Source organism: Cupriavidus gilardii (assembly GCF_013314895.1).
GTDB lineage: Bacteria > Pseudomonadota > Gammaproteobacteria > Burkholderiales > Burkholderiaceae > Cupriavidus > Cupriavidus gilardii_C.
In genome coordinates this window covers 23,627-35,220 of record NZ_JABTYE010000035.1, presented here as the reverse complement: position 1 = coordinate 35,220, position 11,594 = coordinate 23,627, and the positions used below count along the sequence as shown (strand labels likewise).

Here is an 11,594-nt window from a genome sequence, read left to right as displayed (position 1 = left end):
ATCCTGCTCTTATGTAGCCCGGGTTTGCGATTCACGCCAGGGGATGGAAGGGACAATGGTCACGGCGCGCTTCTTCTTCCCCCCCTGAGGGGGAGAGGGAGAACACCCCCCTGACCATTCTCCCTCTCATCTCCTGCCCGGAACCCCAAAGCCCGCCTCCATAAGTGACGGTTTGGCTCGAGCGGTTCGATAAACTAGGCGCCTTTTTTTGCCCCGGCCAGCATACCTTGCCGACCGGCGGCGGCTCTGCGCGTCCGCCCAGGCGGCGGCACGTGCGGGCACTGGCGACCGGTCATCCACAGGCCGGCCAACTCGATCCAGGCGACATCGCGTGACCGACCCCGGGGCGGATGCCGCCAATGCAGGAGATCCCTTCATGAGCTTGTTCCGCACCAAGGACATCGAAACGATGCTCGCCGCGAGCCGCGACGATGGCTTGAAAAAGGTGCTTGGCCCGGTCGATCTGGTGATGATGGGCATCGGCGCCATCATCGGCACCGGCATCTTCGTGCTGACCGGTACCGGCGCGTTGACCGCCGGCCCGGCGCTGACCCTGTCCTTCGTGATCGCGGCGCTCGCCTGCGGTTTCGCCGCGCTGTGCTATGCGGAATTCGCGACCGCGATTCCGGTGTCCGGCTCGATCTATACCTACAGCTACGCCACGCTGGGCGAGATCGTCGCCTGGATGATCGGCTGGGACCTGCTGCTCGAATACGGGCTGGCGACCTCGGCGGTGTCGGTGGGCTGGTCCGGCTACTTCCAGTCGCTGCTGTCCGGCTTCGGCGTGCATTTGCCGGCGGCGCTGACCGCCGCCCCCGGCGCGGTGCCCGGCGTGCCGACGGTGCTGAACCTGCCGGCGGTGCTGATCATGCTGGCGATTACCTGGGTGGTGTCGTACGGCGTGCGGGAATCGGCGCGGGTCAACAACGTCATGGTGGCGATCAAGGTCGCGGTGGTGCTGCTGTTCATCGCAGTCGGCGTCTGGCATGTCAAGCCGCTCAACTGGCAGCCCTATGCGCCGTTCGGCTTCGCCGGCATCGTCAATGCGGCGGCGCTGGTGTTCTTCGCCTTCATCGGCTTCGACGCGGTGACGTCGGCGGCGGAGGAGGTGCGCAACCCGCGCCGCGACCTGCCGATCGGCATCATCGGTTCGCTGGCGGTCTGCACGCTGCTCTATGTCGCAGTGGCGGCGATCATGACCGGCATCGTGCCCTTCCCGAAGTTCGAGGGCATCGACCATCCGGTCTCGCTGGCGCTGCAGTACGCCGGCGAGAACTGGGTCGCCGGCTTCGTCGATCTCGGGGCGATTCTGGGCATGACCACCGTGATCCTGGTGATGACCTATGGCCAGACCCGGATCCTGTTCGCGATGTCGCGCGACGGGCTGCTGCCGGCCAAGTTGTCGCAGGTGCATCCGGTGCACGCGACGCCGTTTCACGCGACCTGGGCGGTCGGCATCGTGTTCTCGTCGATCGCCGGCCTGGTGCCGTTGAACGTGCTGGCCGAGCTGATCAATATCGGCACGCTGTCGGCCTTCGCGCTGATCTCGATCGCTGTGCTGGTGCTGCGAAGGACCCGGCCGGATCTGCCGCGCACCTTCCGCTGCCCGGGCGTGCCGGTGGTGCCGCTGCTGTCGGTGGGCTTCTGCCTGTTCCTGATGGCGCATTTGCAGCCGTTCACCTGGATCGCTTTCCTGCTGTGGCTGGCGCTCGGTCTTCTGATCTATTTCGGCTACGCGCGGCGCAACGCCGTGCTGCATCGCTAGGGCGCCGGCCCTGGCTGTCCGCAACTGTCAGAAAAAACGCCGGAACAGTACCTGGGAAACTGTTCGGAACTGTCGCTGGGATTGCCGCACCGGCTGTCCATAATGAAATCGTGCATCGGAGCACGTAGTGGCGCGGTCGTCAGTGCGGTCGGCCACATTGGCAAGAGGCCGGTGCGGCCAGCAAAAGCCGCGGAACAATACCGAAAGGCTTCACGGCCATCGCCGCCCAATATGCCCGCCTTCGCAACACCGGTCCGCTGCCGCGCGACCGGCGGGCGGCGACCTCGGCGCGGCCGGCTCCGCTCGATGCGCATCGACAGGAGCAGCACCATGCAGGAACTCAGGGACTTCGAACTGGAGGAGGTTGGCACGCCAGTGAGCTGGCGCGCGCGGCCGGGGCAGCGCATCGTCGCCCGGCACGGGCACATCTGGTTGACGGTGGAGGGCCAGCGCCGCGATGTCTGGCTGGCGCCGGGCCAGTCGTTCGCGCTGCCCGAGGGCGCCTGGGTGTGGATATCGGGCGACGCGCCGGGGGCGCGCTTCACCGTGGCCCAGCAGGCTGCGCCGTTGTCGTGGCGCGGGCTGCTCGCCCTGCTGCGCCGGCGGCCGCGGCCCGACCCGATACGGCTACCGGAGCCGTCCGCGGGCTGGTGGCCGGCGCGGCATCTGTCGCGATAACGCGGAACCTCCGGCCCGGAAGGGAGTGGCTGGGCTGTCCCGGCGGAGTTCAGCGTGCCGGCGTCGCCGTCGACAGCGTGGCGGCGACCGCCTGCCACAGCGGCTCGAGCCGCTGCCGCTCGTTGTCGGCGGCCTGCGGCGACAACGACGGCGTCCGGCACAGCAGCACCGCGGTCTGGCCCGCCTCCGGCAGCGGCACCCACCAGACCCGGCCGTACTGCAGGCGGCCGCTGTCGCCGGCGATGGAAAAGCTGGCCCAGTTGGCGCGGTGATTCGCCAGCCGTACCGTGCCCTGGGCGATCACCTTGGCGCTGGCTCCGGTCAGCGCCTTCAGTTCCTCGGTCGCGCGCGCGGCCACCGCCGCGCTCGCACTTTCCTTCGCACTTTCCTTCGCACCTTCCTTTGCACTGTCTTTCGGCAGCGGGCGCGCCAGCAGATCGATGGTCGACAGGCCGTTGCCGCCCTGGCTGGTGAAGGTGAAGATGGCGTTGTCCGGCAGCAGCTTTTCCCGCGCCGGATCGCGCTCCCAGGACAGCGGCATGCGCAGCATCAGGTCGATCGCGCCCGCCTGCCGGATTCCCCTGGTGGTGTAGCTCCTGGCCATCGGCGAGGCCAGTTCGGCGGCGGGTTTGTCCTCGTAGACCGCGGCCAGCAGCAGCTGCAGCGAGGCCTTCTCCATGTCGCCCTGGGCGCTTTCGCGCACGCGTTGCAGATAGGCCTGCATCGCGGGCTCGGAGGCCAGCGCCGACTGCATCGCTTCGCGGTCCATTTCCAGCACCTTGGTCGCCAGCCGGGCACGGTCGGTGGCCGGCAGCGGAATGTCCTGGAACAGCCGGGTCACCATGGCCAGCGCATCCGGATACTGACGGTCGAACGCCGCCCGCACCTGCTGGATGTCGTTGCGCAGCGACGGGTATTTGGCCGCGGCCCGCTCCAGCGTGGCGTTCTGGTTGGTCAGGTAGCCGTACAGGCTGGTCAGACCCGAGATGGCCGCAGGCGTGTAGTCCCACGCGATGGCACTGGCAGGCAGGCCAATCAGGCCAGCCAGCAGCGCAAGGCGCGGCAGCCACGGCACGCAATGCCGCATAGGAATCTCCCTTCAGTAGGTCGACACGGCCGGCTGTGCGTGTCCTTTGTTGTGCCGACCGGAGGTCCGAGTCCCGGCGGATGCTTTGGATTGTAGCCGAAGGCAGGGGGCGTCACGTGCCGTTTGCTGCCCGCTGGTCACGCCCGGCGGGTCAGCCTACAATCGACTGGCCCGCCGGCAGGAGTGCCGGCCCGGGCAACCCCAGACAATATGGCCAGCAATGGCCGCACAACGCGATGGCCGGTGCTTCGGCGGCGTAGTCTGTCCGCCTGCCCCGGCCTCACCGGGTGGAGACCATGACCGATCTTTCCGACCTGCAGAAGGCAGGCGCCGAAGCCGAGGCCGCTACCGTGGCGCCGGCACCCGCGCCCGCCGGCGCGCCGACCCACAAGGTCCGCTTCGTCACGGCCGCATCCTTGTTCGACGGCCACGATGCTTCGATCAACATCATGCGCCGCATCCTGCAGGCGCAGGGCTGCGAGGTAATCCACCTCGGCCACAACCGCTCGGTCGAGGAAGTCGTCGCGGCCGCGCTGCAGGAGGACGTCCAGGGCATCGCGGTATCGAGCTACCAGGGCGGCCACGTCGAATACTTCAAATACATGGTCGATTTGCTGCGCGAGCGCGGCGGCGCCCATATCCAGGTGTTCGGCGGCGGCGGCGGCGTGATCGTGCCGGCCGAGATCCGCGAGCTGCAGGACTACGGCGTGGCTCGCATCTACAGCCCCGAGGACGGCCAGCGCATGGGCCTGGCCGGCATGATCGCCGACATGGTGCGGCGTTGCGACTTCGATCTGTCGCGCCACGCGCCGGCCACGCTCGATTCGTTGCGCGACGGCGACCGCCGCGCGCTGGCGCAATGGATCACCGTGCTGGAGAACGGCAAGGCCGATCCGGCGATGGCGGCCGCCCTGCATGCGGACGCCGCTGCCATCGCGACCCCGGTGCTGGGCGTGACGGGCACCGGCGGCGCCGGCAAATCGTCGCTGACCGACGAGCTGATCCGCCGTTTCCGTCTCGATCAGCAGGACAGCCTGCGCATCGCGGTGATCTCGATCGACCCGTCGCGCCGGCGTACGGGGGGCGCGCTGCTGGGCGACCGGATCCGCATGAACGCGATCCACCATCCGCAGATCTACATGCGATCGCTGGCCACGCGCGATGCCGCCAGCGAGGTGTCGCGCGCGCTGCCGGACGCGCTGGCGGCATGCAAGGTCGCCGGCTTCGACCTGATCGTGGTCGAGACCTCCGGCATCGGCCAGGGCGACGCGGCGATCGTGCCCCATGTCGACCTGTCGCTGTACGTGATGACGCCCGAGTTCGGCGCCGCCAGCCAGCTCGAGAAGATCGACATGCTGGACTTCGCCGACTTCGTCGCGATCAACAAGTTCGACCGCAAGGGCGCGCAGGACGCGTGGCGCGATGTCGCCAAGCAGATGCAGCGCAACCGCGAGCAATGGCATGCGCGCGCCGAGGACATGCCGGTCTACGGCACCCAGGCCTCGCGCTTCAACGACGACGGCGTGACGATGCTGTACCTGGGTTTGCGCGAGGCGCTGGCCGCCCGCGGGCTGGTGCTGCGCGACGGCACGCTGCCGCGGCTGGCGGGGCGGCAGAGCACCGGCCGCAACGCGATCGTGCCGCCGGCGCGCAGCCGCTATCTGGCCGAGTTGGCCGATACCGTGCGGGCCTATCACAAGCGCGTGGCCGCGCAAAGCCGGATCGCGCGCGAACGGCAGCAGCTGCGCGAGTCGCGGCGGATGCTGGCGCAGGCGTCCGGTTCTGCCGCTGCCGACGCGTCGCAGGCACTGCAGGCGCTCGAAGCCGAACGCGAATCCGCGCTGGGCGAGACCGAGCGCGCGCTGCTGGAAGGCTGGCCGGCGCTGCGCGACGCCTACAGCGGCGACGAGCACGTGGTCACGATCCGCGGCAAGGAGCTGCGCACCGGGCTGATTACCACCACGCTGTCGGGCACGCGGCTGCACAAGGTGGCGCTGCCGCGCTTCACCGATGAAGGGGAACTGCTGCGCTGGCTGATGCGCGAGAACCTGCCCGGGTACTTCCCCTACACCGCCGGCGTGTTCCCCTTCAAGCGAGAGAACGAGGACCCGACCCGGATGTTCGCCGGCGAGGGCGATGCCTTCCGCACCAACCGCCGCTTCAAGCTGGTCTCCGAGGGCATGCCGGCCAAGCGGCTGTCGACCGCCTTCGATTCGGTCACGCTGTACGGCGAGGACCCCGACCTGCGTCCCGACATCTACGGCAAGGTCGGCAATTCGGGCGTCTCGATCGCGACGCTCGACGACATGAAGGTGCTGTACGACGGCTTCGATCTGATCGATCCGCAGACCTCGGTATCGATGACGATCAACGGGCCAGCCCCGGCGATCCTGGCGATGTTCATGAACACCGCGATCGACCAGCAGCTGGACCGCTTCCGCCGCGAGCAGGGCCGCGAGCCCGATGCCGACGAGACCGCGAACATCCGCGCGATGGTGCTGCAGAACGTGCGCGGCACCGTGCAGGCCGACATCCTGAAGGAGGACCAGGGCCAGAACACCTGCATCTTCTCGACCGAGTTCTCGCTGAAGGTGATGGGCGACATCCAGCAGTACTTCGTCGACCATCAGGTGCGCAACTTCTACTCGGTGTCGATCTCCGGCTATCACATCGCCGAGGCGGGGGCCAATCCGATCTCGCAGCTGGCCTTCACGCTGGCCAACGGCTTTACCTATGTCGAGGCCTATCTGGCGCGCGGCATGCACATCGACGACTTCGCGCCCAATCTGTCGTTCTTCTTCTCGAACGGCATGGACCCCGAGTACAGCGTGCTCGGACGCGTCGCGCGCCGCATCTGGGCCGTCACGCTGCGCGACAAGTACGGCGCCAACGAGCGCAGCCAGAAGCTGAAGTACCACATCCAGACCTCGGGCCGCTCGCTGCACGCGCAGGAGATCGACTTCAACGACATCCGCACCACGCTCCAGGCGCTGATCGCGATCTACGACAACTGCAATTCGCTGCACACCAACGCCTACGACGAGGCGATCACCACGCCGACGGCGGAGTCGGTGCGGCGCGCGCTGGCGATCCAGCTGATCATCAACCGCGAATGGGGTGTGGCCAAGTGCGAGAACCCCAACCAGGGCAGCTTCCTGATCGAGGAGCTGACCGACCTGGTGGAAGAGGCGGTGCTGCAGGAGTTCGAGCGCATCGCCGAACGGGGCGGCGTGCTCGGCGCGATGGAGACCGGCTACCAGCGCGCCAAGATCCAGGAAGAGTCGATGTATTACGAGCAGCGCAAGCATGACGGCTCGCTGCCGATCATCGGCGTCAATACCTTCCGCAATCCCGATGGCGATCCGACCCCCACCACGCTGGAACTCGCGCGCTCCAGCGAGGACGAGAAGCAGAGCCAGCTGCGGCGGCTGCAGGCGTTCCACGCCCGCCATGCCGACGCGGCGCCGGCGATGCTGGCGCGGCTGCGCCAGGCGGTGATCGACGACGAGAACGTGTTTGCGGTGCTGATGGACGCGGTGCGGGTCTGCTCGCTCGGGCAGATCACGCATGCGCTGTTCGAGGTCGGCGGACAGTATCGGCGGAACATGTAGCGTTGGCCGAATGGCCAGACCGCGCCGGGCCAGTGTGCCCGGCGCGGCCGTTTCCCTCGTCGCTTCCCCCTCGTCGCTTCCCCGTTGTCGCGGCCTGCAGGCGGCGGATTCGCACGACCGTGCGTTAAACTCGCAGGCTGCGTTGCAAGCCGCATGTTCAGCGGATTTCCAGCGCGCGATTCCGGCGCAGTCGCGCATTCCCGAACCGGAGCTCACGGTGTACGACCCGAACAATATCTTTGCCCGAATCCTGCGAGGCGAGCTGCCTTGCCACAAGGTCTACGAAGACGCCGACACGCTGGCCTTCATGGACATCATGCCGCAGTCCGACGGCCACGTGCTGGTGCTGCCCAAGGAGGCGGCCGCCGAGCTGTTCGATCTGTCCGAAGGCGCCGCGCAAGCCGCGATCCGCACCACGCAGCGCATCGCGCGCGCGGTGCGGACTGCGTTCCAGCCGGACGGCCTGTCGATCGGCCAGTTCAACGGCACCGCCGCCGGCCAGACCGTGCCGCACGTGCATTTCCATATCGTGCCGCGCTACGCCGACCGCCCGCTGCGCGGCCATGCCAGCGAGCCGCAGGATCCCGCGGTGCTGCAGCAGCACGCCGCGCGCATCGTCGCGGCGCTGGGCTGATCCGCTCGCATGACATCGGTCCGGTATACGACCGCGCGCATTTCCTCCATTCCAGATCCATTCGCAAGCAGGGAGACAGCATGACAATCCAAACCGTCGGCATCATCGGCGCAGGCACCATGGGCAACGGCATCGCGCAGGCGTGCGCGGTGGTCGGACTCGATGTCGTGATGGTCGACATCAGCCAGGCCGCGGTCGACAAGGGCATCGCCACCATCGCCGGCAGCCTGGACCGGCTGATCAAGAAGGACAAGATCACCGAGGCCGACAAGAACGCGGCGCTGGCGCGCGTGCGCGGCTCGACCGCGTACGAGGATTTGAAGGCCGCGCAGATCGTGATCGAGGCCGCTACCGAGAACTACGAACTCAAGCTCAAGATCCTGAAGCAGATCGATACGCTGGTCGGCGACGATACCATCGTCGCGTCCAATACTTCGTCGATCTCGATCACCAAGCTGGCTGCAGCGATCAATCGCCCCGAGCGCTTCATCGGGATGCACTTCTTCAACCCGGTGCCGATGATGGCGCTGGTCGAACTGATCCGCGGCCTGCAGACCAGCGACGCGACGCACGCGGCCGTCGAGCAGCTGTCGAAGCAGCTCGGCAAGTATCCGATCACGGTGAAGAACAGCCCGGGCTTCGTCGTCAACCGCATCCTCTGCCCGATGATCAACGAGGCGTTCTGCGTGCTCGGCGAAGGGCTGGCATCGCCCGAGGAAATCGACGAAGGCATGAAGCTCGGCTGCAATCATCCGATCGGTCCGCTGGCGCTGGCCGACATGATCGGGCTCGACACCATGCTGGCGGTGATGGAGGTGCTGTACGCCGAGTTCGCCGATCCGAAGTACCGGCCCGCGATGCTGATGCGCGAGATGGTGGCCGCCGGCTATCTGGGCCGCAAGACGGGCAGAGGTGTCTACGTCTACAACGTGGCGAAATAGCAATCCACGTCCGGCGTGCCGGGGACCGCGCGGCACGCCTTAATGCGTAAACGCAGAGCGTTTTAGCAAAGCTGGATTTGCTTTTGGTTCATATGATCGGGCGATCGAATGTTGGAGTCGCACGATCATGACCATGGAGTTCACGACCATCCAGTTGCGCGAGCGGCTGGATGGCGACCGCAACCAGCTGGTGGCCGATCTGCTCGGCGGACACCAAGGTATGTTCCACCTCAACGGTGGAGGCAGCTTCAAGCTCGAATATGTCACCGAGGGCAAGCTGACCCGGCTGGCGGTCAAACGGCAGCACGCCGAGGGCGCGTCCTGGCTGCAGAAGGCGAAATGCCTGGCCATCGACCTGTGGAGCGACGACGGCCAGCGCAAGCTCCAGCAGGCGTTTCGACATGTCGGCGGCATCGCGAATGAGATCGCCCGGGACCTGCGCGCCGATTGCGACAGGGTGCTGCACGAGATTTGTCCGGACGGACAGATCGACGCCGTGCTGAACAGCGTTGGCATCCGCCCGCCCGGTGCCGAAACGCTCGCCTGGAGCGCCAAGCGCGCGCCCTACAGCCCGATTGCTCTGGACCGGCTGGACCGGCATCGCACCCGCCTCGATGACGACAAGCTGGTGCTGACCTTCCGGCACCACGACGACACGATTCAACTGGTCTTCACCCGGCATCCGGGCGAGCAAGGCGAGCGTGCGCTGGCGAGGCTGCACGCGTTGGCGACCGGAATGGAGCCCTACGCCGCGCGCTTCGGCGAATATGCCGACCTGCGCCAGTTGCTGGCGCAGGTCGTTCGGGCCAGCGTCGAGGGCGAGGCGCCGGCCCAACTGGCCAGGATCGCCAGGGCACGCGTGCTTCGCGAGATGCCGGTCACCTTTCATGTGGACAGCCGCGGCCAGGGCGGCTATCTGTACGCCCCCATCTTTCGTTCCGACTCCGCCATCGCCAACGAAACCGAGGCGGCCATCGAGCTGGCGGTACGGCGCCTGTTGCCCAGGCTGGCCGCGCGCGCCGCCGCGAGGGCCGACGAGATCCGGCATCAGGACGGCCGGTGGCCCGTCAACGCGCGACCGGTCGTCGAAAAGTACGCGGATATCGCGATGGAGCGGGCCCATGCGGTCGCCCGCGACCAGCTCGCCGACCATTCCCGCAAGGCATTCCGCCAGCGCGTGGAACAGCAGGCCGCGGCCACTCCGCAGGAATGCGAGTCGTTGAAGGCGCGCGGCAAGCACTGGGGCAATCTCGGTGCTCTGCCAGTCCCCGGCCGTGTGCCCCGGTACGCCGCCTTCGTCGGGAATTCCGAAGGCAGTCCGCATGGCATGGTCGTGATGTGCTTCCAGCAAAAAGTGTCGCTCATGAAAAAATTGTGGTTGAACCTGATCCATCCGCGAGCGAAGGCGCGTGCCGCCGGCGCCAACGCGAATCAGGTGCTTCATGCGGGCGAAACGCGATACCTGCGCGATGCCGCCTCCGGAGACATGGTCAAACGCCACGCCGTGATGTTGCGCGCCAATCCGGCGGCCTTGCGCTTCGCGATCGGCGCCAATGTGCGGATCGCCAGGTCGAACCTGGCCGATGTTGCGGCGGCCAGGACCTATCTCGGCCTGCCGCAGCTGTATGAGCAACTGCATACGACGGTCTATGACAACCACATGCACATCGCCGTGGTGCCGGCGGTGCGGCTGGCCGTCGATGAGGCGGTTCGTGCGATGCGCAACGAGCGCCGGGAAACGCTGGCCGGCCTGCTCGCGCGCGATCGCCTTTCGGAACCGCTTGCGGGAATACTTGGCGAAGACGCGCGCCGGGATGTCGTCGCCGCCGTGGTGGCATTGCGCCTGGCTTTCCTCGAGGCACGCGAGGCGCAAAGCAAACTGGGCATCGCGCTGGTCCATGACGCTGCGGCGAAAAAGGGGCTGCGCGCCATCGCGGCACCCACGCTGCCGATGATCCGGGCCATGGCGCAGGCGGACGCTGCCGCCGAGGCGGCGCGCGAGGCCGCCAACCGAGCGGACCAGGCGCTTGCCCAGGCGAGGGATCGTCTGGGCCGGGTTTGCCGCGGCGTCGAAGCACCGGTCCTGGCAGCGTCGTCAGGCATCCTGGAAGACCGCGATCCCTCGCTGTCCACGCATCCTTACCCGGCCTTGCCCCAAGCGTTCGCGTCGCTGATCCCGCAGATCGATGAGGAGCACGAACGGCTGATGGCCGACGAGGCCGCCTTGCGCCAGAGGGTGGATACGATGGGGATCGGCAAGGCCACCTTGGGCGAGTTCAACGCATGGACCAGGGCCGAGGTCGAACACTTCTGGCGGAGCCGCGATCCTGCCGCGGATCGCGTCGCCGGCCAGGCGGCGAACCGACCCCAAGCCGCCGCTCATCCCGCCGCTCAACCCGCCGCTCAACCCGCCGATCCATCCCGGAATCTGGCCCAGCAAGCTGCAGCGGAGCAGATGACCGGCCCGCCTGCCGATCCGCCGGCCGCGGCGGATGCCGGGGCCGCGATCCACGCGGATGGCGCTGCCCCGGTGCCGCCGACGGGCAGTGCCATCCCGGCGGACGCCGCCCGCGAACCGGATCGCACATCGCGCCACAGCACGCGGCTGGCCCGCGCTGAAACGGCCGAGCAGGTCGCCTATTGGTGGTATCTGGCATCGTTGAGCGGCGAGCCCGTGGAGCCGGACGATGCCTTGCTGGCCGACGGCATCGAGCCCCTCAATATGACGGTGCTGGACGCGAGCGGCCGCCCTCAGTCGCTCGGCGGCATCGATGCGGCACCGATCGATGAAGACCGCGATTTCGGCCCTCCCGCCGAGCTCCCGCATGACGATAACCGACACGGCGCACCCATTTCCGTCGCGCGTCTTGTCTAGCCT

7 protein-coding genes are annotated in these 11,594 nt (G+C 67.6%); 6 read left to right on the top strand and 1 reads right to left on the bottom strand.

Features of this window, described 5'->3' with window-relative positions; translation table 11 throughout:
- The first annotated feature begins 376 nt into the window (after positions 1–376).
- Both HTY53_RS23280 and HTY53_RS23275 read left to right on the top strand, forming a co-directional pair.
- Positions 377–1,765 (top strand): amino acid permease, encoded by a 1,389-nt coding sequence (locus tag HTY53_RS23280; RefSeq protein WP_174108967.1) that lies wholly within the window; start codon positions 377–379, stop codon positions 1,763–1,765.
- Between the two features lie 330 nt (positions 1,766–2,095).
- On the top strand, positions 2,096–2,443 hold the full coding sequence (locus HTY53_RS23275) for a DUF2917 domain-containing protein (RefSeq protein ID WP_174108966.1): 348 nt from the start codon (positions 2,096–2,098) through the stop codon (positions 2,441–2,443).
- Between the two features lie 49 nt (positions 2,444–2,492).
- On the opposite strand, the gene HTY53_RS23270 is transcribed toward HTY53_RS23275, so the two are convergent.
- Positions 2,493–3,530, bottom strand: coding sequence for a hypothetical protein (locus HTY53_RS23270; protein ID WP_174108965.1), 1,038 nt, complete (start codon positions 3,528–3,530; stop codon positions 2,493–2,495).
- Positions 3,531–3,826: 296 nt separating this feature from the next.
- Here HTY53_RS23270 and icmF point away from each other — a divergent pair, with 296 nt between their 5' ends.
- The 4 genes from icmF to HTY53_RS23250 all read left to right on the top strand — a co-directional run bounded on the left by icmF (position 3,827) and on the right by HTY53_RS23250 (position 11,591).
- Positions 3,827–7,141 carry a fused isobutyryl-CoA mutase/GTPase IcmF gene (icmF, locus tag HTY53_RS23265; RefSeq protein WP_174108964.1) on the top strand — a complete coding sequence of 1,105 codons (3,315 nt, stop codon included), beginning with the start codon at positions 3,827–3,829 and terminating at the stop codon, positions 7,139–7,141.
- Between the two features lie 217 nt (positions 7,142–7,358).
- Positions 7,359–7,775, top strand: coding sequence for an HIT family protein (locus HTY53_RS23260; RefSeq protein WP_238509970.1), 417 nt, complete (start codon positions 7,359–7,361; stop codon positions 7,773–7,775).
- Between the two features lie 80 nt (positions 7,776–7,855).
- A complete protein-coding gene (locus tag HTY53_RS23255; protein WP_174108963.1) occupies positions 7,856–8,716 on the top strand; it encodes a 3-hydroxybutyryl-CoA dehydrogenase in 861 nt (286 codons plus the stop codon).
- A gap of 127 nt (positions 8,717–8,843) precedes the next feature.
- The gene (locus HTY53_RS23250) at positions 8,844–11,591 is read left to right on the top strand and encodes a hypothetical protein (protein WP_174108962.1); all 2,748 of its coding nucleotides are present in this window, start codon (positions 8,844–8,846) and stop codon (positions 11,589–11,591) included.
- The last annotated feature ends 3 nt before the right edge of the window (positions 11,592–11,594 follow it).